This is a genomic window from Nonomuraea glycinis (genome assembly GCF_014646515.1).
Taxonomy (GTDB): domain Bacteria; phylum Actinomycetota; class Actinomycetes; order Streptosporangiales; family Streptosporangiaceae; genus Nonomuraea; species Nonomuraea glycinis.
On record NZ_BMNK01000011.1, the window covers coordinates 234,868 to 260,188 of the forward strand.

23 protein-coding genes and 1 tRNA gene are annotated in these 25,321 nt (G+C 70.3%); 6 read left to right on the plus strand and 18 right to left on the minus strand.

Translation table 11 applies throughout. The features are described from left to right. Positions 1-16 precede the first annotated feature (16 nt). From IEY87_RS28820 to IEY87_RS28830, 3 genes are all read left to right on the plus strand, one after another. Complete coding sequence (locus IEY87_RS28820) at positions 17-1,000, plus strand: SGNH/GDSL hydrolase family protein (protein ID WP_225277746.1); 984 nt, start codon at positions 17-19, stop codon at positions 998-1,000. A gap of 61 nt (positions 1,001-1,061) precedes the next feature. Beyond that, entirely contained in the window at positions 1,062-2,402 is a 1,341-nt protein-coding gene (locus IEY87_RS28825) for an outer membrane protein assembly factor BamB family protein (RefSeq protein ID WP_189141932.1), read from the plus strand. Between the two features lie 90 nt (positions 2,403-2,492). Continuing rightward, positions 2,493-3,710 (plus strand): acetyl-CoA C-acetyltransferase, encoded by a 1,218-nt coding sequence (locus IEY87_RS28830; protein ID WP_189141933.1) that lies wholly within the window; start codon positions 2,493-2,495, stop codon positions 3,708-3,710. A 166-nt stretch (positions 3,711-3,876) separates the two neighbouring features. Here IEY87_RS28830 and IEY87_RS28835 read toward each other — a convergent pair whose 3' ends face one another. The 17 genes from IEY87_RS28835 to IEY87_RS28915 form a co-directional block, all read right to left on the minus strand. Further along, positions 3,877-4,110, minus strand: a complete 234-nt coding sequence (locus IEY87_RS28835; protein ID WP_189141934.1) for a DUF4287 domain-containing protein — start codon at positions 4,108-4,110, stop codon at positions 3,877-3,879. A 164-nt stretch (positions 4,111-4,274) separates the two neighbouring features. Continuing rightward, positions 4,275-5,063 (minus strand): Bax inhibitor-1/YccA family protein, encoded by a 789-nt coding sequence (locus tag IEY87_RS28840; RefSeq protein ID WP_189141935.1) that lies wholly within the window; start codon positions 5,061-5,063, stop codon positions 4,275-4,277. A 171-nt stretch (positions 5,064-5,234) separates the two neighbouring features. Beyond that, positions 5,235-5,307: transfer RNA gene (locus tag IEY87_RS28845), tRNA-Leu, on the minus strand. Positions 5,308-5,356: 49 nt separating this feature from the next. After that, positions 5,357-5,881: a peptide deformylase gene (locus IEY87_RS28850; RefSeq protein WP_189141936.1), complete on the minus strand. Its 525-nt coding sequence runs from the start codon at positions 5,879-5,881 to the stop codon at positions 5,357-5,359. A gap of 85 nt (positions 5,882-5,966) precedes the next feature. Continuing rightward, positions 5,967-6,449, minus strand: coding sequence for a glycine cleavage system transcriptional repressor (locus IEY87_RS28855; RefSeq protein WP_225277744.1), 483 nt, complete (start codon positions 6,447-6,449; stop codon positions 5,967-5,969). A gap of 112 nt (positions 6,450-6,561) precedes the next feature. Next, positions 6,562-7,878, minus strand: a complete 1,317-nt coding sequence (locus tag IEY87_RS28860; protein WP_189141938.1) for an NAD(P)/FAD-dependent oxidoreductase — start codon at positions 7,876-7,878, stop codon at positions 6,562-6,564. Between the two features lie 92 nt (positions 7,879-7,970). After that, the gene (locus IEY87_RS28865) at positions 7,971-8,765 is read right to left on the minus strand and encodes a uracil-DNA glycosylase (protein ID WP_189141939.1); all 795 of its coding nucleotides are present in this window, start codon (positions 8,763-8,765) and stop codon (positions 7,971-7,973) included. 200 nt (positions 8,766-8,965) lie between these two features. Then, positions 8,966-10,153, minus strand: a complete 1,188-nt coding sequence (locus IEY87_RS28870) for a hypothetical protein (RefSeq protein WP_189141940.1) — start codon at positions 10,151-10,153, stop codon at positions 8,966-8,968. A 180-nt stretch (positions 10,154-10,333) separates the two neighbouring features. Beyond that, positions 10,334-11,278, minus strand: coding sequence for a Ppx/GppA phosphatase family protein (locus tag IEY87_RS28875; protein ID WP_189141941.1), 945 nt, complete (start codon positions 11,276-11,278; stop codon positions 10,334-10,336). After that, entirely contained in the window at positions 11,269-11,757 is a 489-nt protein-coding gene (locus IEY87_RS28880; protein ID WP_189141942.1) for a DUF501 domain-containing protein, read from the minus strand. Before IEY87_RS28880 ends, IEY87_RS28875 begins: the two co-directional genes overlap by 10 nt. Continuing rightward, positions 11,744-12,166 (minus strand): FtsB family cell division protein, encoded by a 423-nt coding sequence (locus IEY87_RS28885; RefSeq protein ID WP_189141943.1) that lies wholly within the window; start codon positions 12,164-12,166, stop codon positions 11,744-11,746. Before IEY87_RS28885 ends, IEY87_RS28880 begins: the two co-directional genes overlap by 14 nt. Before the next feature lie 82 nt (positions 12,167-12,248). After that, complete coding sequence (gene eno, locus IEY87_RS28890; protein ID WP_189141944.1) at positions 12,249-13,526, minus strand: phosphopyruvate hydratase; 1,278 nt, start codon at positions 13,524-13,526, stop codon at positions 12,249-12,251. Between the two features lie 53 nt (positions 13,527-13,579). Further along, on the minus strand, positions 13,580-15,613 hold the full coding sequence (locus IEY87_RS28895; RefSeq protein WP_189141945.1) for a WD40 repeat domain-containing serine/threonine protein kinase: 2,034 nt from the start codon (positions 15,611-15,613) through the stop codon (positions 13,580-13,582). A gap of 59 nt (positions 15,614-15,672) precedes the next feature. Continuing rightward, positions 15,673-16,608: a nucleoside triphosphate pyrophosphohydrolase gene (locus tag IEY87_RS28900; RefSeq protein WP_189141946.1), complete on the minus strand. Its 936-nt coding sequence runs from the start codon at positions 16,606-16,608 to the stop codon at positions 15,673-15,675. Between the two features lie 8 nt (positions 16,609-16,616). After that, positions 16,617-17,234 carry a SurA N-terminal domain-containing protein gene (locus IEY87_RS28905; protein ID WP_189141947.1) on the minus strand — a complete coding sequence of 206 codons (618 nt, stop codon included), beginning with the start codon at positions 17,232-17,234 and terminating at the stop codon, positions 16,617-16,619. Positions 17,235-17,262: 28 nt separating this feature from the next. Further along, positions 17,263-20,751: a transcription-repair coupling factor gene (gene mfd, locus IEY87_RS28910; RefSeq protein WP_189141948.1), complete on the minus strand. Its 3,489-nt coding sequence runs from the start codon at positions 20,749-20,751 to the stop codon at positions 17,263-17,265. A gap of 92 nt (positions 20,752-20,843) precedes the next feature. After that, entirely contained in the window at positions 20,844-21,200 is a 357-nt protein-coding gene (locus IEY87_RS28915; RefSeq protein ID WP_189141949.1) for a signal peptidase I, read from the minus strand. 82 nt (positions 21,201-21,282) lie between these two features. On the opposite strand from IEY87_RS28915, the gene IEY87_RS28920 reads away from it, so the two are divergent. The 3 genes from IEY87_RS28920 to IEY87_RS28930 are packed head-to-tail and all read left to right on the plus strand — an operon-like array spanning position 21,283 to position 24,157. Beyond that, entirely contained in the window at positions 21,283-21,996 is a 714-nt protein-coding gene (locus tag IEY87_RS28920) for a class I SAM-dependent methyltransferase (RefSeq protein ID WP_189141950.1), read from the plus strand. Between the two features lie 59 nt (positions 21,997-22,055). Continuing rightward, positions 22,056-23,279, plus strand: coding sequence for an adenylyl-sulfate kinase (cysC, locus tag IEY87_RS28925; RefSeq protein WP_189141951.1), 1,224 nt, complete (start codon positions 22,056-22,058; stop codon positions 23,277-23,279). Further along, a complete protein-coding gene (locus IEY87_RS28930) occupies positions 23,276-24,157 on the plus strand; it encodes a sulfite exporter TauE/SafE family protein (RefSeq protein WP_225277743.1) in 882 nt (293 codons plus the stop codon). Before cysC ends, IEY87_RS28930 begins: the two co-directional genes overlap by 4 nt. Here IEY87_RS28930 and IEY87_RS28935 read toward each other — a convergent pair. Then, positions 24,102-25,187, minus strand: a complete 1,086-nt coding sequence (locus IEY87_RS28935; protein ID WP_189141952.1) for a glycoside hydrolase family 26 protein — start codon at positions 25,185-25,187, stop codon at positions 24,102-24,104. The genes IEY87_RS28930 and IEY87_RS28935 overlap by 56 nt on opposite strands. Between the last annotated feature and the right edge of the window lie 134 nt (positions 25,188-25,321).

Genomic DNA, 25,321 nt, shown 5'->3' on the forward strand with positions numbered 1-25,321 from the left:
GGCTAGGAGGGCACACGTGGTCTGGGCAGCGGGTACGGCACGCGCGGCACGACGCATCGCCACGGCCGCCGCGCTGGGTGGCGGCGGCCTCACGGCGCTCGGCGCCACCGCCTACGGACTGCTGCTCGCCGAGAGCCTGCTGGCGAGGAAGACCATCGGGCGCCCGCACGGCTTGGACGGCCCGCCGGCCGACGGCGACTACGGGGACTACCCTGGTACGCCCATCAAACTGGCCATGCTGGGCGATTCCACCTCTATCGGGCTCGGCATGACAGATGCCGCCAAGACTCCGGCGGTCATGCTCGCCCACGGGCTGGCCGCGGTCGCCGAGCGCCCGGTCCGGCTCTGCGTCGTCGGCAAGTCGGGGGCGCCCTCCGCCGAGCTGGACGAGCAGGTGGACACCGCGCTGGCGATGGAGCCGGACGTGGCCGTGCTCTTCGTCGGCGCCAACGACGTCATCACCGCGACCTCGCCCGCCACCGCCGTCCGGCATCTGAGCAAAGCGGTCCGGCGGCTGCGGGAGGCGGGCGCCGAGGTGATCGTCGGCACCTGCCCCGACCTGGGCACGGTCCGGCCGCTCGCCCAGCCGCTGCGCTGGGTGGCCCGGCGCTGGAGCCGCCAGATCGCCGCCGCGCAGACGGTCGCGGTGGTCGACGCGGGCGGCCGCACGGTGGCGTTCGCCGACCTTCTTGGACCGGAATTCCACACAAACCCGGGCGAAATGTTCGGACCGGATCGTTTCCATCCATCTGCCCGAGGTTACGCACAGGCCGCTTACGCGGTGCTACCTTCGGTGTGCGCTGCGTTGGCGTTGTGGCCCGAGCCGCGACCCGCGCGCGGCGAAGGACTGCAACCGATCTACCTCGCGGCGGCGACAGCCGCGGAGGAGCCCGGCACCGAGGTGTCCGCGACCCGGGTCGCCGGGCGGACCAGCGGCACCCACGGAAAGTGGGCGACGTTGTTCCGCCGGCGACTCGGGGAGGGGCTCAACGACGCCTGAAACCGGTCACCCTCCGCGCTGGAGCCGTCACTCGTGTTCCCCAGTTTGGAGTGAATTGCCCGTGCTCCGGCCTCTCGCGAAACCGGCCCTCGCACTCGCCGGGACCTTGGCCCTGGCCGGCTGTTCCAACAGCGACGCAGCCACCGCCACCTATCCGACCTGGCACAACACCGAGATCAACGCCGTCAGCCGGATGGCTGCGGCCGGCGGAGTGGTGACCACCACCGCCATGAAGCCCGACGGCGCACTGGAGACCATCTCGCTCGACCTCGCGGGCGGCAAGAAACTCTGGGCCCACCCCGCCACCATGGCGGGCCGCCTGCCCGGCATGGGCGTCTCGGCCCCCGCCCTCGTCGAGACGGCCAAGGGATCGACGATCGTCGCCCTCGACCCGGCCAGGAAGGGCCGCTGGAACGCCACCCTCGTCGCCCGCGAGGCCCGCACCGGCAAGCAGAAGTGGACCAGGCCGATCCATTCGACCTTCGGCCCCCAGCGCTGCGGCCCGTACGTCTGCCTGTCGGAGCACACCGCCACGGCGGGCGCCCGCGTGGTCGTGCTCGACCCGGACACCGGCGAGCTCAAGTGGAAGCTGCCCGGCATCGCCGAGGTCGAGTGGTCCGACCGCGAACGGGTCCTGATGCTGCGCCTGGCCAAGAACCCGATGATCGAGTCCTACGACCTCAAGACCGGCAAGCTCCAGTGGCAGCAGCCCATCGAGCAGGCGCTCGGCCCCGGCATCGATATGTCCGGCGGCTGGGCCTTCGGCGCCACCGGCGACGACCTCATCGGTTACGTCGCCCCGTACACCAACCCGAAGACCAAGAAGGTCTCCACCTTCGGCCTGTTCTCCGTCAAGATCGGCGACGGCACGATCAACTGGATGCGCCCCTCGGTGGTGCGCGTCTACCCCAGCGGCAGCCCCGGCTTCGCCCCCGTCGTCCGCCCGGTCGACCGGCAGGGCGCCTACGGCGGCTTCGCCAGGCTCGACTCCGGGACCGGCCGCGTGGTGGGTCAGATCACCGCCGCCGACGTCCCCGGCTCCGGCTGGTGGCTCGCCTTCCCCAACCGCATGGACAAGCTCGGCTTCCTCAAGCACGACCACCAGGGCAGCACCTTCGACCTCGCCACCGGCAAGCCGGTGCCGGTCGAGGAGCAGCGGGGATGGTCCTTCTGCGTGACCGACCCCAAGCCTCTCCCCCTGCGCGGCCAGGCCCCCGGCTTCTACTCCACCGCGGCCCTGTGCGAGTACGACCTCGCCACCGGCAAGCGGATCGCCGACGCCGCCGCCCCACCGTCGTGGTTCACCGGCAGCCAGCTCGGCTGGCGGCTGTGGCGCGACGAGAAGGGCGGGGTGCACGCCACCAACGACCGCACCGCCACCGCCCCCGGCATGTACGGCTGACGCCCCGCTACCGAAAAACCATCGCGCGGATGTCATGACAGAAGGGATATCGGAATATAGTTCTAGTGCTGTGCTGACAAAGGAGGGGCCATGCCCGAGGCAGTCATCGTCGCAACCGCCCGCTCGCCCATTGGGCGGGCAGGCAAGGGGTCGCTCAAGGAGATCCGCCCCGACGACCTGACCGTGCAGATGATCCAGGCGGCGCTGGCCAAGGTGCCCCAGCTGGATCCGCACACGATCGACGATCTCATGCTGGGCTGCGGCCTGCCCGGCGGCGAGCAGGGCTTCAACATGGCCCGCGTGGTGGCGGTGATGCTGGGCCTCGACGACGTGCCCGGCACCACGATCACCCGCTACTGCTCCTCGTCGCTGCAGACCACCAGGATGGCGTTCCACGCGATCAAGGCGGGCGAGGGCGACGTGTTCGTGTCGGCCGGGGTGGAGACGGTGTCCCGGCTGGCCAAGGGCAGCTCCGACAGCTGGCCCGACACCATGAACCCGGTCTTCAGCGAGGCCATGACCAGGACCAAGACGGCCGGGCAGGGCGGCCACAGCTGGCACGACCCGCGCGAGGACGACACGGTGCCCGACATCTACATCGCGATGGGCCAGACGGCCGAGAACCTCGCCCAGCTCAAGGGCGTCAGCCGTGAGGAGCAGGACGAGTTCGGCGTACGCTCACAGAACCTGGCCGAGAAGGCGCTGGCCGACGGCTTCTGGCAGAAGGACATCACCCCGGTCACGCTGCCCGACGGCACCGTGGTCAGCAAGGACGACGGGCCGCGCGCCGGCACCACCTACGAGAAAGTGTCCGCGCTCAAGCCGGTCTTCCGCCCCGACGGCACCGTGACGGCGGGCAACTGCTGCGCGCTCAACGACGGCGCCGCGGCGGTCGTCATCATGAGCGATGTGAAGGCCGCGGAGCTGGGCATCACGCCACTGGCCCGGATCGTCTCGACCGGCGTCACCGGCCTGTCGCCCGAGATCATGGGCCTCGGCCCGGTCGGCGCGAGCCGGCAGGCGCTGTCCCGCGCCGGGATGGCGATCGAGGACATCGACCTCGTGGAGATCAACGAGGCGTTCGCCGCCCAGGTCATCCCGTCCTACCAGGACCTCGGCATCGACCTCGACCGCCTCAACGTCAACGGGGGCGCCATCGCGGTCGGCCACCCGTTCGGCATGACGGGCGCCCGCATCACTTCCACCCTGATCAACAGCCTGCAGCACCACGACAAGAGCATCGGGCTGGAGACGATGTGCGTGGGCGGTGGCCAGGGCATGGCGATGATCCTGGAGCGCCTGAGCTGACCAGCGCACCGGCCCCGCCGCACGTACGGTCATCCGTGGCGGCCGGGGCCGGTGCTGCTGTACGTGGGGGCCGACTCTTCCGTACGTGACGGTCATCTGCGGCGGTCGGCCGTAGTCATGGCGCTGCGCCCGTGCCGGGCGACACGGGCGCAGGACGGCCGTGGGCTTAGATGAAGCCCATGCGGTTACGGCGGAACCGCTCGTGTTCGTGCACGATCGCGGCCGCGTACCCGTGGGTCAGGCCGTGCTCGTCGGCGAGCCAGTTGGCCCGCTCGTCACACCTCAGGAAGGATGGACCGTTGTCGATGGCTAGGAACCACTCGGGGAGTTCGCGTCCCGTTATGGTCGGGACCCTTGCGATGAGCTTCGTCTGCGTCTCCATTGAGTGGTTCAAGGACATGGGCACCTCCGCGGAATAAGGTCCTTTGCTTGACCCTGCAACACCGGTTGCCGAATGACAAGGCCCCAAGCTGTGATCATTTCGTTATGCAGGTAAATTTCCACTAGCACAGCGAGAGGGCCCCGCCAAGTGTGGCGGGGCCCTGTCGTCGTCGTGACGCGGGATCAGTCGCTACTGGTGAAGTAGCTGAGCAGGCGGAGCACCTCAAGGTAGATCCAGACCAGGCTCAGGGTGAGCCCGAAGGCGCACTGCCAGGCGAACTTGGCCGGGGCGCCCTGCTTGACGCCCTGCTCGATCGAGTCGAAGTCGAGGAGCAGGAAGAAGCAGCCGAGCAGGATCATCGCGGCGCTGAACACGATGGCGAGCGTGCCCCCGTCGCGCAGGCCGAGCCCGCCGGGGACGAAGAAGCCGGCCACCAGGTTGACGAGGATCAGGCCGAGCGCCGCGATGGCCGCCGCGATGACGTACCTGACCATCTTCGGGGTGACGCGGACGATCCTCAGGGTGTAAACGGCCAGCACGCCGCCGAACGCCATGGCGGTGCCGAGGACCGCCTGGATCACGATGCCGCTGATCTGGCCCTCGAACAGGCTGCTGATGGTGCCCAGGAAGACGCCTTCGAAGGCGGCGTAGCCCAGGATCAGAGCCGGGTTGCTGCTCTGCGTGAAGGACACGATCAAACCGAGGATCAGCGCCACGATGGCGGCGCCGATGGCCACACCGGGGGACACATCGAGATACCAGGCGGCGGCCGCGGCCACGACCAGGGTGCCCAGCGTCATGAAGCTGCGGACGACGACGTCGTCCAGCGTCATGGCCCGGAAGGCGGGCTCGGTCGGCGGGGCGTAGGAAGGGGCGTCGTACATGTTCCGCAGTTGGTCGGGGGTCGGAGACGGGGCGCCCCAGCCCGCCGACTGCCGTGACCTACTGAAAACGGGGTTTCTGCTCTGCATCGCTGCCTCCTGTGCGCCGAGCCTATGGGACCGGACGGCACCTAGGTCAACTCGCACTCATGATCTATGTGGTTTCGAGACTCCAAGCAGGTGGTCAACGAACGTGCCCGCCGGGAAGTTCCCAAGGTCAACGGGGCCAATTCGAGAGCATTTCCGATGGTAGATGGTCGGTGCCCCCGGCGGGATTCGAACCCGCACCGCAACCCTTTTAAGGGGTTTGCCTCTGCCATTGGGCTACGGGGGCGCCGCAATCATACGAAACGGACCATGCTTCCGAGGAGCACAACTTCGTATCAGGCGTCACAACTGTGAAGTCTGCGATGAAGTGATAGGGCTCCAGACACTCTGTCCAGGAAGAGTACGCCGTCCAGATGGTCCAGTTGGTGCTGAATACACCGAGCTTCGAAAGCATCAGCTTCGATGGTGACGGGCTTCCCGGTTCCTGGCAAACGCCCATCCAGCGTGATACGGGACGCTCGGCGTACATCTGCCATAAGCCCCTCCACGGACGTGCAGCTCTCGCGGCCGCAGTGCCAGCGGGAGGCCTCCGTGAGGCGAGGATTGACCACGACGAGCTCTCCGGCCCAGGAGCGGCTCCGGGGGTGGCGACCGGCGTCAAAGGCGATGAGACGCCAGCTCAGGCCGATCTGGGGGGCTGCCAGGCCGGTTCTCGCCGGTTCGGCGCGGAGGGTGGCCAGGAGATCGGCCGCGGCGGCCACCACCTCGGGGGCCGTCGGGTCCACCCGCTCGGCCGGGGTGGACAGGACAGGGTCGGGGGCGCCCAGCACCTGACGGACCGTCCCTGGCGGGCCGTTCACCGGGCGTTCCCGACGCTGGGGGGAGCTGGACGGTCGGGCACGTCGATCCTCCTGACGGTGTCGGTGACACGGTCCCCCGGTGGGCTCAGAGCACGTCCGGCTCGACCGGGCGAAAGGTGATCTCGGAGTCGAGCCCGGTGCCGACGGCCGCCAGCCTGCGCATGAGCGCGGCCACGTCGACGTTCTCGGGCAGCTCGACGTCGGCGATGAGGACGTACAGGCGGCCGGTGAGGCGGGTGCTCATGCCGGCGATGTTGCCGCCGTCGGCGGCGAGCACGGCGCTGATGCCGGAGATGATGCCCGGCCGGTCGGGGCCGTGGACGGTCAGCACGTAGCCGAGGCCGTCGCTGTGCCCGCGGAAGTGGCGGTGGACCTGCACGGCGGAGGCCGTCACCACCAGATCGGGGGCGCAGAGCCGTTTCATCAGCTCGTCGGGGCTCAGATCGCCCGAGACCAGCAGCATCATCGCCACATGGCCGCCGAGCAACGTCATCGTCGAGTCCTGGATGTTGGCCCCGCAGTCGGCGAGCGAACCGGTGACCGCGGCGATCACACCCGGCCTGTCCACCCCTAGCACGGTCACCGCTGATAGCCCCACCGGTGGATCCCCTTCCGATCGGTTCGGTGGGTGCCGAAAGCGCCCCGGCGTGAGCGATCGCCGGGGCGCTGCACGCGAGGGGCTAGCGACGCATCGTCTTGACCGCGGCCCTGAATCCTTCGCGAGGGTGCTCCATCTCGCCGAGCGAGATGGTCTCCCGCTTGAAGAACAGAGCCAGGGTCCAGTCGACGACGACACGAACCTTGCGGTTCAGCGTCGGCACCCGCGACAGATGGTAGGTGCGGTGCATGAACCATGCAGGGAATCCGCGAAGCTTGACCCCGTAGACGTTGGCGACGCCTTGGTGCAGGCCGAGACCGGCGACCGACCCGACATACTTGTGGCGGTAATCGACCAGTTCCTGCCCGCGCAGGTACCGGATGATGTTGTCGGCCAGCACCTTGGCCTGGCGGACCGCGTGCTGGGCGTTGGGCGCGCAGTATTGGCCCGGGTTGGTCACGTCGGGCACCCCTGCCGCGTCACCGGCGGCGAAGGCGTCGCGGGTGCCCGCGAGGGTGAGCTTGGTCGTGGCCTTGAGCCGGCCGCGCTCGTCGAGCGGCAGGTCGCTGTCGGCGACGACCGGGCTGGGCTTGACGCCCGCGGTCCACACCAGCGTCTCGGCCTCGAACTCCGAGCCGTCGGAGAGCACCACATGGCCGCCCTCGCACGACTCCAGCCGGGTGTTCAGCTTGACGTCGATGCCGCGCTCGCGCAGCTGCTCCAGCGTCCACTTGCCCATCTCCGGCCCCACCTCGGGCAGCACCCGGTCGGTGGCCTCGACCAGCACCCAGCGGACGTCGGCCGGCGTGAGGTTGCGGTAGTAGCGCGTGGAGTCCTTGGCCATGTCCTCGAGCTCGGCCAGCGCCTCCACGCCGGCGAAGCCCGCGCCGACCACGACGAAGGTCAGCGCCCTGCGGCGCACCTCCAGGTCGTCGGTCGACTCGGCCACGTCCAGCAGGTGCAGCACGCGGTTGCGCAGCGCGATGGCCTCGCCCACGGTCTTGAAGCCGATGCCGATGTCCGTGAGACCGGGGATCGGCAGCGTACGGGAGATCGAGCCGGCCGCCATGACGATCACGTCGTAGGCGATGTCGCGCGCCGCGCCCTCCGCGGGCTGGAAGGTGACGGTGTGCCCCGCGTGGTTCACCTTGGTGACCAGACCGTTGAGAATCTGCACCTTGGGCAGGATCCGCCGGAGCGGGGCGACCAGATGCCGGGGCGAGAGGTTGCCCGCGGCGGCCTCTGGCAGGAACGGCTGGTAGGTCATGTAGGACTGGGGGTCGATGATCGTGATGCGCACCTCGCCGCTGCGCAACTCCTTGGCGAGCTTGCGCTGCAGGCGCAGTGCTGTGTAGAGGCCGACGTAGCCGCCGCCGACGATCAAAATGTGCTGACTCATCCTGAGGCCCCATCCGAAAGGCTTGTGAAAGCTTTCACAAGCAGACTACGTCTCCGTCGGGCAAAAGGCCAATGCCGGGATGATGCAACGCGTCACACTGCCAGCTCCCCCGCTCTGGTGAAGACCTCGTCGAGCATCGCGGCGGTGACCCTGCCGGTGAAGGTGTTCTGCTGGCTGGGGTGATAGCAGCTCAGCAGCGTGACCCTCGCCTCCCCGTGCCGTATCGGGACCTCTACCCCATGCCCGAACGGCGGCCTGCTACGCGGCAGGGCGTAGCCGGCGTCCTTGAGCGCCGGCCACATGGCCTGCCAGGCGTAGCCGCCCAGCGCCACGATCACCCGGACGGTGGGCGCGACCAGCGTGATCTCGCGCGCCATCCACGGCAGGCAGGTCGCCTTCTCCTGCGGGAGCGGCTTGTTGGCGGGCGGAGCGCAGCGCACCGACGCGAGCATCCTGGCGCCGATCAGGCGCTGCCCGTCGCCGGCGTACGTGCTGGTCTCCTGCGTGGCCAGACCGGTGCGGTGCAGCGAGGCGAACAGCCAGTCACCGCTGCGGTCGCCGGTGAAGATCCGCCCGGTCCTGTTGCCGCCGTGCGCGGCCGGGGCCAGCCCCACGATCAGGATGCGGGGACGTTCGTCGCCCCAGCCGGCGACGGGCCGGCCCCAGTAGGTCTCCTCGGCGAACGCCCGCCGTTTGGCCACCGCCACGTCCTCGCGCCAGGTCACCAGGCGGGGGCAGGCCCGGCAGACCGACTGCCTGGCCGTGAGCTCCGCGAGGGAGTCGCTGCCGGCCGCGAGCCGGCGCACGTCCGCCGGGTCGTGCGCGATCGGGGTGTCGGCGGTCGCCGGATCGTCGGGCCAGCCGGTGCCGGGCGGAACGAAACTCATGACACCGATGGTGCCCGATCGGGGGAGCCGCCCGCGAAACTCATGACACCGATGGTGCCCGATGAGGGGAACCGCCGGACAGGGAAGACCGGGTGGCGCACGGGGCACCACCCGGTCGGAAACCGCTCACCCCTGTCGGCAGGGGCTGCCGAAGCGGATCGTCGTGACCTTGCCGGAGACGTCGATCAGCCGTGGCACATCTACTTGGTCGGCGCGTCGGAAGGAAGCCCGGACGCCGTAGGCGACGCAGAGGGAGTCGCCGAGGGAGTCGCCGAGGCCGTGGCCACGGGCACCGGCTTGGCGCACGCCTCGTAGCGCTGCAGGATCGAGTCGCTGTTGTTCGGACCCTGCACCGACAGCATGATGGCGCCGCCGTCCTTCGCCGGACCCCTCAGCGCCTGCTTGGGCAGCGCGACGCTCTCGGAGCCACGGCGGTGGAAGAAGCTCTGGCCGCTGGAGACGGTCCGGCCGTTCAGCGACCAGGTGTACTGGACGCGGGCGGAACCGGTGCTGTGGATGGTCGCGCTCGCACCGACCTCGCAGGCGTTCCGGTCGGTCGAGGTGGCCAGACCACTGACGCCCACCTTCGCGGACGGAACGGGGTGCGGGGTGTAGTCCTTGCACCAGACCTTGTAGTAGGCCCGGTTGGAGGTGGTGCGGTCAGGGCTGAGCACCTCGAGGACCGCCGAGCCGCGCTGGCTGTGGCGGGGCGAGACGCCGACACTGACGGTACGCGAGTCCCGGACTCTGATCTTGCCGTAGTCCGCGACCTCACCGTTGACGAGCCAGCGGTAGCGAACCCACGACGGACGGTCGACCGTGATCCTGCCGACGATGTCGATCTTCGTGCCGGGGGTGCAGGCGCCCGCGTAGTGAGCCGGGCTCGCCCAGGCCCGGGCCGAGACCCGCGCCTCGGGCTTCTTGGCGTCCAGCTTGAGGCAGGACACCGAGAAGTAGCTCTTCTTGGAGGTCGCCTTACGCGGGCTCAGCACCTGCAGGGCCTGCCAGCCCTTGAGCTCGTCACCGATGGTGGCGCGCTCGCTCACCGTGACGGACTTGGTGCGAGTGCCCTTGAAGGTGACGGTCTTGACCTTGCCCTTGGAACCGTCGCCGTGCAGCCAGCGGTAGGCCACCGTCGTTCTCTTGCTGCCGGGCTTGACCTTGATCGTCGAAGTGAACTTCACGTCGACGGGACAGGAGCCCTGGTAGTCGCCGGTCGACACCTTGGGCTTGGAGACCGACACCTTGGCGCCGGTGGCGGGCTTGGCCGCCGGCCCGGCCGTGGCCGCCTGGGCGGGGCTGACCGCCAGGCCGGCCACCAGACCGGCGAGCATGGCGGTGGAGGCGCCGAACGCCGCCGCCTTCCGCGCTAACGCAGAGGACTTCATGACAGGAGTGCTCCGTTCCGTGGAGGGGAGGACGCACCCGGGAACGGTTGCCACGTCGACATCATCAGTGTCCGACAATATGGCAAAGCCCCCGCAATGCACGCGCTCACTAAAGCACAAAACGGATTGCATACTCAACACATCCCCCTAAGGGGATATGTCCCGATTTAGCCGCTTTTCTTAAGTTATAGACCAGGCAATTCCATCAAGAATGTCATGTTCACTGACTACTACCTGCGGAAACTCGAAGCGTCGCACAACGCGGTCAAGAATCAGGGAACCGACGCCGATCACGTCAATTCGTCCGGGATGCATGACCGGGACGGCCGCTCGCTCACCATGGGTCATCGACAGCAGCCTGCGCGTCACCTCGTGCACCTGCTCGGCCGATATCCGGGAGTGATGGATGCGCTCCGGATCGTAGGCGGGCAGGTCGAGCGCGATGCCCGCGACCGTCGTCACCGAACCGGCCAGCCCCACCAGCGTGTGCGCCCGCCGTACGGGCACCTCGGCCTCCACCCGGTCGAGGGCCGCCTCGATGTCGGCCACCACGGCCTCCAGCGCCGTGGCCGAGGGCGGATCCCCGGCGGCGCGCAGATGCCGCTCGGTCAGCCGGACGCACCCGATGTCGACCGAGACTGCCGCCTCGGCGTGCGCGGAGCCGACCACGAACTCGGTCGAACCGCCGCCGATGTCCACGACGAGGTAGGGGGGCAGCGGTCCCTGCGGCACCTCCGTCTCCGGCGACAGCCGCACCAGGCCCCTGGTCGCGCCGGTGAACGACAACTCGGCCTCCTCCGCCCCTGAGACCACCTCCGGCTCGACCCCGAAGATCGCCCGCACCCCGTCGGCGAACTCCTGCCGGTTGGCCGCGTCGCGGGTGGCGCTGGTCGCGACCACCCTGGTGACCGTCGCGCGGTGCTGGTCGATCAGCTTGCGGTAGCCGCGCATCGCGCCGAACGTCCGCTCCAGCGCCTCAGGCGCCAGCCGGCCGGTCTCATCGACCCCCTGACCCAGTCGTACGATCTCCATCCGCCGCTCGACCTCGGTCAGCGTGTCGTCCTCGACGTCGGCGACGAGCAGGCGCACCGAATTGGTGCCGCAGTCGATGGCCGCTACACGCATGGTCCGTCACTCCACCAGTCGGGGAGGGCGTCCAGCGCCTCCCGGCCGAACGGGTTGGCGCCCGGCACCGCCAGCTCGTGCGCGACGAGCGCGTGCAGGCACTTGACCCGCTTCGGCATGCCGCCGGTGCTCTGCATGTCGCGCGGGAGCGGCTCCAGGCCCGCCTCCTCGGCGACCTTGTCGCGCCTGGCGACATAGTCGTGGTGCGCGGCCTCGTAGTCCGCCGCCAGCTCGTCGTCGGTGGCCAGCCTGGCCTGCATCTCCCGCATCAGCCCCGAGCTCTCCAGGGTGCCGATCGCGGAGGCCGCCTTGGGGCAGGTCAGGTAGTAGAGGGTCGGGAAGGGCGAGCCGTCCGCCAGCCGCGGCGCGGTCTCGACCACGTCCGGATTTCCGCACGGACAGCGGTGCGCCACGCCGCGCAGCCCTCTGGGCGGCCGCCCGAGCTGCCGCTCGACCGCCTCCACGTCACTGCTCTCCAACGCCTGCCTTCTCCTCTGCTCCCGCTCTGCGTCCCTTGCCGGTGTCGGCCGCCTCGACCGACTCCCACAGCGTCTGATACCACGGCGGGAGCACGGCGGCCTGCTTCACGGCCGTCTCGCCCTTGCCCGGCGTCGCGTCCATCACCACGTAACACTTCTCGCCCGGCCCGCAGTAGTGCAGCCGCTCCTTGGCCGTGCGCTTGATCCAGTTGGGATCGCGGATCTGCTCGCTCTCGGCGACCAGCTTCTGCCGCTCCGCCTCGACCTTGGCCTTCTCCTCGCGAAGTTCGGCGATGTTGCGGCGCTGGGCGATGTATTCGCGCACGGGGTAGGCGAGACTCATCGCGATCGCGCAGACCACGATCGCGAGGATGGCGGCCCTGCCGGTCAGCTGCGGCCTCTTCGCCATGCTGAGCACCCCCCAATCCGTCGTACGGCTCCGGCGCGGCCCGCGGCCGGGCATGTCGCCCCGCCGCGGGCCGTACCCGAAACTAGCGCTGGAAACGCGGGAAAGCCCCGCGACCCGCGTAGCGTGCGGCGTCGTCGAGGATTTCCTCGATGCGCAGCAGCTGGTTGTACTTGGCGACCCGGTCGGACCGGGCCGGGGCGCCGGTCTTGATCTGCCCGCAGTTGACCGCGACGGCCAGGTCGGCGATCGTCGTGTCCTCGGTCTCGCCGGAGCGGTGGCTCATCATGCAGGTGTAGCCGCTGCGGTGGGCCAGGGCGACCGCGTCGAGCGTCTCCGACAGCGTGCCGATCTGGTTGACCTTGACCAGCAGGGAGTTGGCGGTGCCCTCCTTGATGCCGCGCGCCAGCCGCTCCGGGTTGGTCACGAACAGGTCGTCGCCGACGAGCTGGACCTTGCTGCCGAGCGCCTCGGTGATCGCGTGCCAGCCCTCCCAGTCGTTCTCGTCCAGCGGGTCCTCGATGGAGACCAGCGGGTAGTTGTCGACGAGGTCGGCGTAGAAGGCGATGAGCTCCTGGGCCGACAGGCCCTTGCCGTCGATGGTGTAGACGCCGTCCTTGTGGAACTCGGAGGCGGCCACGTCCAGCGCCAGGCCGATGTCCGTGCCGGGGGTGTAGCCGGCCCGCTCGATGGCGACCAGGATCAGGTCCAGCGCGTCGCGGTTGGAGGGCAGGTTGGGGGCGAAACCGCCCTCGTCGCCCAGGCCGGTCGCGTAGCCCTTCTCCTTCAGCACGCCCTTGAGCGCGTGATAGACCTCGGTGCCCATGCGCACGGCCTCACGGAACGTCTCCGCCCCGATCGGCGCGATCATGAACTCCTGGATGTCGACGTTGGTGTCGGCGTGCGCGCCGCCGTTGAGGATGTTCATCATCGGCACGGGCAGCACGTGGGCGTTGGGACCGCCGACGTATCGGAAGAGCGGCAGGTCGGCGCTGTCGGCGGCGGCCTTGGCCACGGCCAGCGAGACGCCCAGGATGGCGTTGGCGCCGAGCTTGGCCTTGTTGGGCGTCCGGTCCAGGTCGATCATGATCTGGTCGACGATGCGCTGGTCCTCGGCCTCGACGCCGTGCACCTCGTCGAAGATCTCGTCGGTGATGGCCAGCACGGCCTTCTGCACGCCCTTGCCGCCGTAACGCGCGTCGCCGTCACGCAACTCGACGGCCTCGAACTGGCCGGTGGACGCGCCGCTGGGCACCGCCGCACGGCCGGTGCTGCCGTCGTCGAGAATCACCTCGACCTCAACCGTGGGGTTGCCCCGGGAGTCGAGGATCTCGCGAGCGTAAACGACCTCGATGGTAGCCACGGGATGCGCTCCTAATTCGAAAGGCAATATGCGTTCTGAGCCTATCGGTACGCTCAGCGTCCACCCTGCACGGTCCACGCGCGCATCATGCCCCCGGCGGCCGCCACCACCGCCTGACGACCGCCGATCACCCCTGTGGCCAGGGCGGTGACCTGGTCCGGCACGGGCAGGGAGGCCAGTGGCGCGCAGGAGGCGGTGTCCCACACCTGCAGCACGGCACCGCCGCCCCCGAACAGCAGCCCACGGCCGGTCATGGCCAGCCTGGTCAGCTCCGGCGCGCTGACGGCGCACGTCCGCCGGCCCGTACGGTGGTCGAAGAGGTCGGCGCCCCGGCCGCGGACGCCGACCGCCACCGGCTGTCCGGCGGCGGCGGCGATCGCCGTCACCTCGCCCGTCACGTCACCCGGCACGTCGCCCGTCACGTCACCCGTCACCTCCTTGGCGCCGCCTCGCAACGGGGCCAGCCGCAGGCCGTTCCACCGAGAGCTGAAAGCCACCAGGTCCCCCTCCCCCGTCCAGGCGAGCTGGGAGACGGGCTCCTTCGAGGCACGCGACGGGCCGGCCTTCTCTCCGGTACGCAGGTCCCAGCCCTGCAGGCGGCCATCGGCGCAGCCGACGGCGACGACCGGGTCGTCCTGCCCCGGCACGACGGCCAGCACGGCGTCGCTGCCGCACACCTTGGCGGTCACCACCGCGGAGCCGGGCGCCCAGTGCGAGACGGATCCGTCCGCGCTGGACCAGGCGACCGAGGGAACCCCGCCGACCTGGACGAACTCCAGAGCCGTGACGCCCGAGGCGGCGGTCGACGACGGCGAGACGGCCAGCCGCTCACCCGTGGCGGGGTCCCAGAGCTGGACGTTGCGCGCCTGGGGAGCGGCGGCGGCCACCACGGTCCTGCCGTCCAGCACGCCGACCGCCAGCGCGTCGACGAGCTTGCCGAGGCCGAACGGCCTGCCGTACTGCTCGGCCACGGCGGCGTTGGAAGGAGACGTGTTGGCAGGAGGACTGACCGACCCGCGCCACAGCAGGCCCACCGTCACACCGCCGACCAGCGTGACCGCCACGGCCCCCGCCGCCTTGGCCCGCCTGCGGCGCACCGGGGAGGCGGGCCGCGCCCCCTGGGACGGTTTCGGCACCTCGCCGGTCGCGGGCCGACGCCGCTGGGGCGGCTTTGTGCGTACCGGCCGGATCTCGGCTCGTGCGCCCGTCGCGAGGCGGCGGGCGCGGGCGGGGCGGCGGGTCGCCGCGCCGGGGAGCCCGCCGCCGTACCGGCGCAGGCCCTCGTCGCCTTCCATGAGCGTGTGCAGGACGTCGGCGGCCGTCGGGCGGGCGGCGGGCCGCTTGTCCAGGCAGCCGGCCAGCAACGAGCGGAGCGGCTCGGCCACCTCCGGCAGGTCGGGCTCTTCGGTCAGGATGCGGTGCATGACCGCCGGAATCGACTCGCCGGCGAACAGGGCTCTGCCGGTGGCCGCGTACGCCATGGTGGAGGCCCAGCTGAACATGTCGGAGGCGGCGGTGGCCGCCTTCCCGGCGATCTGCTCGGGCGACATGTAGCCGGGGGTGCCGACCACGCTGCTGGCGGTGGTGCCCGCCTCCATGGCCTTGGCGATGCCGAAGTCGATCACCCTCGGACCGTCGGGGCTCAGCAGGATGTTGGCCGGTTTGAAGTCGCGGTGCACGATGCCCGCGCGGTGGATGGCGTTCAGCGCGGCGGCGGTGCCGACGGCCAGCCGTTCCAGCGCGCCGCCCGCCCTGGCGCCGTCCTTGGCCACCGCCTCGTGCAGCGAGGGGCCGGGGACGTACTCGCTCACGATGAACGGCCGGCCGGCCACGAGGCCGGAGCCGATCACCTTGGCCGTGCAGAAGGCGGCGACCTTCTCGGCCAGCTCGCATTCCTGGAGGAACCTGCGGGTCGCCCGCCGGTCGTCGAGCAGTCTGGCGTGCAGGATCTTGACGGCCACCTGCCGCCCGCCGTGGTCCTCGCCGAGGTAGACCGATCCCTGCCCGCCGTCCCCCAGGCCGTGCAGGATGCGATAGCCCGCGACCTCGCGCAGCTCGCCATGGTGCAACTGGCGTAACCGAGACATCAGAGACCTCCCCCGTAACGGGTAAATCCTGGCATTTCGGGATGCGTGGCGCTACCGACTCAGGACTGCCGGGACTCCCAGGCGTGCACCCGATCGCGGTAGGAGCGGGCGGCCGCGCGCAACTCCGCCTCGGCGTCCAAGCCCGCCTCCTGGGCGCGACGGACCAGGTCGAACAGCTCCCGGGCGATCCCCTGGCCGATCGCCGACGCGAGCCCGGGGGGCACTCCAGCCCGCTCGGCCCGTCGTACGAGCTGGGCGGCCAGAGAGAGCGCCGGCTGCCCCATCGGCACGCCGTCGAGCAGCGACCGGCTGCCCTTGGCCGCCCGCTCGGCCGCCTTGATCGTCTCCCAGTTGTCGTTCACCTCGTCGGCCGTCTCCGCCCGGACCGAGCCGAACACGTGCGGGTGGCGGCGCACCAGCTTCTCGACGATCCCGGCGGCCACGTCGTCCATGTCGAAGTCGTCGGCCACCCGGGCGTGGAACACCACCTGGAGCAGCAGGTCACCGAGCTCCTCACGAAGCGCCGGATAGTCACCGTCCTCGATGGTCTCCAGCACCTCGTAGGCCTCTTCGAGCAGGTACGGCACGAGCGACTCGTGCGTCTGCTTACGGTCCCACGGGCATTCGGTGCGCAGCCGGTCCATCACCGCCACCAGGTCGAGCACCCGGGCGCCCGGCAGGTCGTAGGAGCCGGGCACCACCTCGATCAGCGGCGGGTCCGCGAGCGCGACGGCGGCGTGGCCGAGCGCGCGCATGAAGTCCGCGTCGTCGCCGGCGGCGAGCCAGACCACGGTCTCCCGCACCGCCCGGCCGGCCAGCTCCCCCGCGTCCGGGGTCACGACGGTGACCTCGACGCCCGCCTCCGCCAGGTAGGGCAGCTGCGGGTGCGCGGGTGAGCCGGTCAGCACCTGGCCGGACCGCAACGCCTGCCAGGCCTGGTGGCTCAGCAGGCCCGGCGGGACGCGCGGCGAGGTGGTGACGACGACGAGCGGCATGCCCGGCCCTACTGCTGCTGCTGTTGCTGTGGCGGCTGCTGTTGCTGTGGCGGCTGCGCGGGCGTGCCGAACCGGCCCGCGTCGACGAAGCCCTGGTCCGGCGTGAAGGTGCCGTAGCGGGGGCTGAAGACGGGCTTGACCGCGTTGTACTCCTCGTTCCACTTCGCCGCGGCGGCCTGGCTCTGGGTGCCGCCCCACTTCTCGATCACCTTGGCGGCGCCGAGCTCGGCCCGCAGGTAGGGGCGCGGGTTGGCCGGCGAGACGCCCTTGGTCAGCAGGTTCATCTCGGGCGACTGCTGCTGGCCCGGCTGCTTGAGCGCCTGGTCGATCTCCGTCTCGCTCACCGTGACGCCGTGCTTGTCGGCGATCTGCTGGTAGCGGATCTGGTTCGTCATCCGGAACAGGACGAACTGGGAGATCGGCACGCCGAGCTGCCCCGGATCGATCTGGGCCTTGCGCAGTGCGGCCTCGAACTCCTGAACGTTGGTCTTCAGATCCTGGGCGGAGACGCGCTGGTCCCCGACGACCGCCGCGGCACCGGCCTCGACAGCCGTCCCGCAGGCCGTCAGCGCGAACAGGCTCGCCCCCGCGGCGGTAGCGGCCAGAGCCACTCGAATCGACTTCACATGCTTCCCTTTCCGCCAAAAATCGCCGCTAGCTTACCCGTGCCGGCTCGAGGAACATCGCCTCGACCAGATCGCCACACCATGTCAGCAACTCCAGGTCTCGCAAAGGCCGGCCGCCCAGCGGCTTGGTCTTGGGCACCGGCACCAGCAGCGTCTGCGCCGCCTGCTTGTAGATGGCCTTCTTGTAGAGCCGGTCCAGCCGGACCTGCTGCGACTCGCGCAGGCTCGCGGGACCGAACTTGATGTTCTGGCCCTGCAGCGTGACATCCGTCAGCCCGGCCCGCCTGGCCATGATCCGGAACCGCGCGACCTCCAGCAGATTCTCCACCTCGGCGGGCGGCTTGCCGTACCGGTCGGTCAGCTCGTCGCGGACCTCGCCGATGTGGTCGGCGCTGGAGATCGCGGCGATGCGCTTGTACGCCTCCAGCCGCAGTCGCTCGGAGGTGACGTAGTCGTGCGGGATGTGCGCGTTGATCGGCAGCTCGACCTTGACGTCGTGCTGCTCCTCCTGCACGGGCTCGCCCGACAGCTTGGCCTTCTGCTCCTGGACCGCCTCGGACATGAGCCGCACATAGAGGTCGAAGCCGACGCCCGCGATGAAGCCCGACTGCTCGGCGCCCAGCACGTTGCCGGCGCCGCGGATCTCCAGGTCCTTCATCGCGACGTACATGCCCGCGCCCATCTCGGTGTGCTGGGCGATCGTCGCCAGCCGCTCGTGCGCGGTCTCGGTGAGCGGCTTCTCCGGCGGGTAGAGGAAGTAGGCGTAGCCCCGCTCCCTGCCCCGCCCGACGCGGCCTCTGATCTGGTGGAGCTGCGACAACCCGTAGTTGTCGGCCCGGTCGACGATCAGCGTGTTGGCGTTGGGCACGTCGAGGCCCGACTCCACGATCGTGGTGCAGACCAGCAGGTCGTACTCGCGCTCCCAGAACCCGACCATGATCTTTTCGAGCTGCTGCTCGTTCATCTGCCCGTGCGCGACCGCCACCCGGGCCTCAGGGACGAGCTCGCGCAGCCGGGCGGCCACCCGGTTGATCGAGGCCACCCGGTTGTGCACGAAGAAGGTCTGCCCGTCCCGCATCAGCTCGCGCCTGATGGCGGCGGTGATCTGCTTCTCGTCGTACGGCCCGACGAAGGTGAGGATGGGGTGGCGCTCCTCCGGCGGGGTGAGGATCGTCGACATCTCCCGGATGCCGGTCAGCCCCATCTCCAGCGTGCGCGGGATCGGCGTGGCCGACATGGCCAGCACGTCGACCTGGGTGCGCAGGTGCTTCATGGCCTCTTTGTGCTCGACCCCGAACCGCTGCTCCTCGTCGATGATGATCAGGCCCAGATCCTTGAACCTGACCTCGGGGCTGAGCAGCCGGTGGGTGCCGATCACCAGGTCCACGGCGCCGGTGCGCAGCCCTTCGAGAGTGCCCTTGACCTCGCCGTCGCTCTGGAAGCGCGACACCGGGTGGACCGCGACGGGGAAGCTGGAGAACCGCTCGGCGAAGGTGGACAGGTGCTGCTGCACCAGCAGGGTGGTCGGCACCAGCACGGCCACCTGCTTGCCGTCCTGCACCGCCTTGAACGCCGCCCGCACCGCGATCTCGGTCTTGCCGTAGCCGACGTCGCCGCAGATCAGCCGGTCCATCGGGACGCCGCGCTCCATGTCGCGCTTGACCTCGTCGATGGCTTCGAGCTGGTCGCCCGTCTCGGCGTAGGGGAAGGCGTCCTCCATCTCGCGCTGCCACGGCGAGTCGGCGGCGAAGGCGTGGCCGGGTGAGGCCATCCGCGCCGAGTAGAGGCGGATGAGCTCGCCGGCGATCTCCTTGACCGCCTTCTTCGCCCGGGACTTGGCCTTGGCCCAGTCGCCGCCGCCCATCCGGTTGAGCGAGGGCGCCTCGCCGCCGACGTAGCGGGTGACCTCGTCGAGCTGGTCGGTGGGCACGTAGAGCCGGTCGCCCTTGGCGTACTCGATGACCAGGTATTCGCGAGTGGCGCCCTGGACGGTGCGCTGCACCATCTCGATGTAGCGGCCGACGCCGTGCTGCTCGTGCACGACGTGGTCGCCGACCTTGAGCTGCAGCGGGTCGACCATGTTGCGGCGGCGCGACGGCAGGCGGCGCATGTCCTTGGTGGACGCCTTCTGGCCGACCAGGTCGAGGTGGGTGAGCACGGCCAGGCCGGGGGTGATGAAGCCGTGCTCGATGAGCCCGGTCGTGACGTGCACCACCTTAGGCTCGGGCGCCTTATCCAGATATTTCACCAGACGGGCGGGAACGTCCACGCCCTTGAGCAGCTCGACCATCCGCTCGGCCGGTCCGTGCCCCTCGCTGAGCAGCACCACCGCTTTGTCCTCGGCGAGCCAGCCCTTGATGTCGTCGAGCGCCTTCCTGGTGTCGCCCCGGTAGGCCTCGGAGTCGTGCGCGGCCATCTCGATCCCGCTGCCGAACGGGGCCATCGACCACCACGGCTGCCCCAGCGAGTCCGCGTGGTCGCGGATCTCCTCCAGCGTGCGGAACGCGGCCGCGCCCAGGTCGATCGGCGCCTCGCCGCCCGCCGCGGCGGTGATCCAGGACGCCTCCAGGAACTCCTGCGAGGTGCGTACGAGCTCCTCGGCCCGGCCCCTGATCCGCTCGGGGTCGCAGACGAACACGGCCGCCCTGGCGGGCAGGTGGTCGATCAGCAGGTCCATCTCACCGCACAGGACCGGCGCGAACGCCTCCATGCCCTCGACCGGCGTGCCCTCGGCGAGCTGGTCGAGCACCTCGGCCAGCGCGGGATGATGCTCGGCCAGCTCGCGGGCCCGGTCCCGGACCTCCTCGGTCAGCAGCAGCTCCCGGCAGGGCGGCGCGAACAGGCCGTCCTCCGCCGCCTCCAGCGAGCGCTGGTCGGCCACCTTGAACCAGCGGATCTCCTCGACCGTGTCGCCCCAGAACTCCAGCCGCAGCGGGTGCTCCTCGGTCGGCGGGAACACGTCGAGCAGCCCGCCGCGCACGGCGACCTCACCCCGCTTCTCCACCATGTCGACCCGGTGGTAGCCGTTGCCGACGAGGTTGGCGACGACCCCGTCCAGATCGGCGTCGTCGCCGGCCTTGAGCCGCATCGGCTCCAGGTCGCCCAGCCCCTGCACGATCGGCTGCAGCAGTGCCCGGACCGGCGCGACGATCACGTTGAGCGGCCCGGCGGCGCTGTCGCCCTTGACCGGGTGCGCGAGCCGCCGCAGCACGGCCAGCCGCTGCCCCACCGTGTCGGAGCGGGGCGAGAGCCGCTCGTGCGGCAGCGTCTCCCAGGCGGGGAAGACGGCCACCGAGCTCGGCTCGATGAGGCTCGTCAGCGCCGCGGCCAGGTCTTCGGCCTCGCGGCCGGTCGCGGTGACGGCCAGCACGGTCCGCTGGTCGTGACCGGCCAGCGCGGCCACGCCGAACGGCCGTAGGGAGGCGGGCGCGACCAGGGAGACGTCGCCGCCCTGCTCCAGGGCTGCGGTCAGCTTCGGATCAGCGGTGAGGAGGTCGAGCAGTCCGGAAAGACTCATCAGATAGGCCCCAGATGGCAACACGACTACCCCCGGCCAAGCCAGCACGGGGGTGTTGCGTACCAGCCTACTTGCCCACCACCGTGCACCCGCTACGGCACCTTGTAGCCCGCGACACTGGGCCAGCGCACCGTCATGACGACCGACTCCTGCTCCGCCCGCCAGGAGTGGTCGACCCCCTCGCCCCACACCACGTAGTCGCCGCGCTCGGCCAGCAGCACGCTTCGACCGGGCAACTCGACCCAGAACCGACCGCTGATCAGCACCAGCAGCGCGGTGCGCCATTCACCGGTCACCCAGCGCGCCCGCTCCTCGCCGGCCGCGTGCACGCCCCACTTGATCTCGACGTCGCGGCTGTGCCTGATGTCGCCGTCGGGCTTGAAGTGGCCCAGCAGCCACCCGTCGTCCCCAGCTCCGTCCGTGACCGCGTTCCCCACGTACACCCGCATCTCTCACCTCCGAAGGGAGTTCCGGACGCTACCAGGAGCGATGTGCATTACTCTCGGGCATTTATTGATTACTGTGGGTCACATGTCTGAGGTGCGATCGGTAGTCCCGAAGGGCGATCTGTTCGATCAGCGCGTACGGGAGCAGTGGGCGGGGCAGCTGGGCCGGCGGCTTGATGTGCTGGTCGCCGGGTGTGCGCATGAGCCGCTGGTCCTGGAGCGGATCGAGACGCGGGCGTCGGGGGTCGATGAGGATCGGCCGGCGATCAGGAGGGTCGTGGAGGAGCGGGCCGACCTGACCACCTGGGCGCTGGGCGACCTGCGCTCCGCCCCGCTGCCGCCCAGGTCGTTCGACGTGATCCAGCTCTCGTTCCTGCTGGAGCGGATCGAGCACGCCGAGCTGGTGCTGGACCGGCTCCTGCAGGCGCTGCGACCGGGCGGCCTGGTGCTGCTGCGGATGCGCGACCGCGACTCCGCCTACGGAATCCTGGACCGGGTCATCCCGGCGTGGGCGCGGCGGCTGGTCTGGCGGCATCTGGTGGCGGCGGGGACGCCCGGCCCACTGCCCGCCGTCTACGAGCCGCTGGCCTCGGCCGGAGGCATGCACGCCTTCTGCCTCACCCGTGGCCTGCTGGTCATGGACGAGGAGACGGCGACGAGCGGGCCCGCCATGGGCCGGATCGGCAGCGCGGCGGTCGGTCTGGCCGCCAAGCTCAGCCGGGGACGCTACCCTGCGACGCACGATGAGATCACCATGGTCATCAGGAAACCGCAGTACCACTTCGCCCGGCTCATCTAGCGACACACCGGCGACAGTGGTTAGGATCGTTTCCTACCAATGTAATCGGAATAGTTGGGATGTTTGACGTGGAGTGGACCCCCGACGCACGTGAGCTGGCCGACCTGGAGCTGCTGCTCTCCGGGGCGTTCCAGCCGTTGACCGGGTTCCTCGGCCACGACGACATCCATCTGGTGCACGAGCGCGGCACGCTGGCCGACGGCACGCCGTGGCCGGCTCCGGTCACGATCCACCTGCCTGACGAGGTGACTCCCGGCGACGAGGTCACGCTGCTCGACCCCGAGGGCGTCCCGCTCGCCGTACTCACCGTGACCGAGCATCCGGCGGACGGGCCGGCCGCCGGGCCGGTGCGCGGGCTGGGCGCGGCCGAGCACGGCCCGTTCGCCCGGCTGCGCCGCACCCCTGACGAGGTCCGCGTGGAGCTCGGCGGGCGTCCGGCGCTCGCCGTCACCATGCGGGGGCCGCTCGACGACCTCAACGAGATCCTCGCCACCGCCAAGGAGCTCGACGCGGTGATCCTGCTGCTCCCCCTGTCGTACGGCGAGGCGGGCCCGGCCCTGGTCAGAGCCGCGCTGAAGGCCAAAGGCCAGCTGCCCGAGAGCACGATCGTCGTCCCGGTGCCGCTGGCGCCGCGCGAGGAGCCCGAGATCGACCTGGAGCTGCGCGAGCACATCGCCTTCTCCTACGGCGCCACCGAGCACCTGGCCGGGCCGGATCCGGTGCGGATCCCCGGACCGCCGCACCGCCGCGGCCTGGTGGTGTTCTTCACCGGCCTGTCCGGATCGGGCAAGTCCACGATCGCCCGCGGCCTGCGGGACAGCCTGCTGGAGCTCGGCACCCGCACGGTCACCTACCTCGACGGCGACGTGGTGCGCCACCTGCTCTCCAAGGGCCTGACGTTCTCCAAGGCCGACCGCGACCTCAACATCCGCCGCATCGGCTTCGTGGCCGCCGAGGCCGCGCGCCACGGCGGCCTGGCCATCTGCGCCCCCATCGCCCCCTACGCCGCCACCCGCGAGGAGGTGCGCGAGATGGTCGAGTCGGTCGGCGCCGACTTCCTGCTCGTGCACGTCGCCACCCCGCTGGAGGAGTGCGAGCGCCGCGACCGCAAGGGCCTGTACGCCAAGGCCCGCGCGGGGCTCATCCCCGAGTTCACCGGCATCTCCGATCCCTACGAGGAGCCGGACGACGCCGACCTGGTCGTCGACACCACGCACATCTCCGTCGAGGCGGCGGTCGAGCAGGTGCTGGCCAGGCTGCGCGACGGCCGGTGGATCCGGTGATCGACCCTCCGCTGATCCTCGGCTCGTTCCTCGTGGCCATCGTCGTCGGGCTCACCGGCATGGGCGGCGGCGCGCTGATGACGCCGATGATGATGCTGTTCTTCAACGTCCCGCCGCTGGCCGCCGTCTCCAGCGACCTGGTGGCCTCGGCCGTGATGAAGCCGGTCGGCGGCATGGTCCACCTGCGCCGGGGCACCGTGAACCTGCGCCTGGTCGGCTGGCTCTGCGTGGGGTCCGTCCCGGCGGCGTTCTGCGGGGTGTTCCTGGCCCGCGCGTTCGCGGTCGGCGACGGGGTGAAGTACGCGCTCGGCGTCGCGCTGCTGCTGGCCGTCGCGGGCCTGGGGATCAAGGCGTGGCTGGGCGACCGGGGCGGCTCGGCGGAGGCACGGGAGATCGTCGTACGCCCAATCCCGACCCTACTGGTCGGTACGGTAGGCGGCCTGGTGGTGGGCGTGTCCTCCGTGGGCTCCGGTTCGCTGATCATCGTGGCCCTGATCGCCCTCTATCCGGCGCTCAAGGCCAACCAGCTCGTCGGCACCGACCTGGTCCAGGCCGTGCCGCTGGTGGTCTCGGCGGCGCTGGGACACCTGCTGTTCGGCGACTTCCGGCTCGATCTCACGCTCTCCCTGCTGATCGGCTCCATCCCCGGCGTCTATCTGGGCGCCCGGGTCTCCTCGCGGGCCCCCGGCGGCCTGGTCAGGGCGATGCTCGCCGTCGTGCTGCTGGCCTCCGCGCTCAAGCTGCTCGGCGTGGCCGACCTGGTCACTCTGGCCGTGCTGGCGGTGGCTGTGCTGGTCATGGTCATCGGCCGGCGGCTGCGGGTCAGGGCCGCGGCACGCGCGTCGCGCGAAAGTGCGGATCTCGCGCGAGCTCGGTGAACGCCCGGTCCGCCGTGGGGTCGGTGTCGAAGCGGGTGTCGCCTCGCGGCGCGCTCGGCGAGTCGAAGTAGACCAGCGCCTTGATCTGCGGATAGCGGCGGACCTGGCTGCGTACGGACTCGAAGAACGCGCGCTTGAACGCCGGGTCGTCGGCCCGCTCGAACACACCCCACTCCGCGACCATGACCGGCTTGCCGGGAAAGCGCCACTGCATCCAGCGGTAGAAGCCGGGCCACTCCTCGAAGTCCTCGCGGGTCTTGTTGACCAGGCTGCCGAAGTCGTGCACCCGGTTGTCGGCGTAGGGGTCCATCGCCACCCAGTCGACCACGTCGTCGCCCGGGTAGAGCTCCTCGAACCAGGACTTGGTGGCCCAGTTGGGCGCGCCCATGTAGGTCATCACGGTCACCGCGTTCTTGACGCCCTTGGCGCGCAGCCGGAGCACGACGTGCCGGAACATGGCCGTGTAGTCGTCGGCCCCCATGCCGGACTCCGCCGCGGTCTCCACGTCGTTCTCCGGCTCGTGGTGGATGGTGAGGAAGAACTCCTCGGGAAAGGTCCGCCGGAGATGGTGGGCCAGGCGGTCGATCCTGTCGTCGATGGCGCCGCCCGCGATCTCGGCCCAGGTGTGGCCGAGCGACGGCTTCCAGTTGATCAGCAGCAGGCGGGGGCGGGCCGGGTCCCGGGCGATCCGGATCTCCTGCTTGGTCGGGAACAGCTCCTTGCCCCGGTGATAGACGTGCACCAGGTCGGCCGTCGCCCCCATGCGCGCCTCGGCGCTGTGCAGCGCCTCCTCCACCCGGGTGCCCGTGAAGATCTCCGGGGCGATGCCCCACCACGCGCCGCACGAGGGGATGAGCTTGCCGGTGACTGCACAGGAGGGCGCGCTCACCACGGCGGGGCCACCGCCGCCGTCCGCCGGCGCGCTCCGCCGGCCGGCGGCCGGCCCGCTGGGCGCCGGGCTCGAGCACGCGGCCAGCAGGACGGCCAAGGCCAAGCTGCCGATCGCCCCTTTGGCGACATCAGCCTTCAAATTGCTGTTTATCGCTCTGTACGAATAATTCCAGCGCGTCATAACTTTCAACCCCCTCATTGGGCGACCCCCGCCCTATCAACCTGAACCATGCCACGCCATTGCCGCAACTTCAGCCGGAGTAGCGGTCAGCG

Coding starts and splice junctions, on each gene's coding strand:
- IEY87_RS28920 (WP_189141950.1), top strand. CDS start 21,283: ATGTCTGAGGTGCGATCGGTAGTCCCGAAGGGCGATCTGTTCGATCAG.
- IEY87_RS28840 (WP_189141935.1), bottom strand. CDS start 5,063: ATGCAGAGCAGAAACCCCGTTTTCAGTAGGTCACGGCAGTCGGCGGGC.
- IEY87_RS28895 (WP_189141945.1), bottom strand. CDS start 15,613: ATGTCTCGGTTACGCCAGTTGCACCATGGCGAGCTGCGCGAGGTCGCG.
- IEY87_RS28915 (WP_189141949.1), bottom strand. CDS start 21,200: ATGCGGGTGTACGTGGGGAACGCGGTCACGGACGGAGCTGGGGACGAC.
- IEY87_RS28835 (WP_189141934.1), bottom strand. CDS start 4,110: ATGTCCTTGAACCACTCAATGGAGACGCAGACGAAGCTCATCGCAAGG.
- IEY87_RS28870 (WP_189141940.1), bottom strand. CDS start 10,153: ATGAAGTCCTCTGCGTTAGCGCGGAAGGCGGCGGCGTTCGGCGCCTCC.
- IEY87_RS28875 (WP_189141941.1), bottom strand. CDS start 11,278: ATGCGTGTAGCGGCCATCGACTGCGGCACCAATTCGGTGCGCCTGCTC.
- cysC (WP_189141951.1), top strand. CDS start 22,056: ATGTTTGACGTGGAGTGGACCCCCGACGCACGTGAGCTGGCCGACCTG.
- IEY87_RS28885 (WP_189141943.1), bottom strand. CDS start 12,166: ATGGCGAAGAGGCCGCAGCTGACCGGCAGGGCCGCCATCCTCGCGATC.
- IEY87_RS28900 (WP_189141946.1), bottom strand. CDS start 16,608: ATGCCGCTCGTCGTCGTCACCACCTCGCCGCGCGTCCCGCCGGGCCTG.
- mfd (WP_189141948.1), bottom strand. CDS start 20,751: ATGAGTCTTTCCGGACTGCTCGACCTCCTCACCGCTGATCCGAAGCTG.
- IEY87_RS28865 (WP_189141939.1), bottom strand. CDS start 8,765: ATGAGTTTCGTTCCGCCCGGCACCGGCTGGCCCGACGATCCGGCGACC.
- IEY87_RS28830 (WP_189141933.1), top strand. CDS start 2,493: ATGCCCGAGGCAGTCATCGTCGCAACCGCCCGCTCGCCCATTGGGCGG.
- IEY87_RS28860 (WP_189141938.1), bottom strand. CDS start 7,878: ATGAGTCAGCACATTTTGATCGTCGGCGGCGGCTACGTCGGCCTCTAC.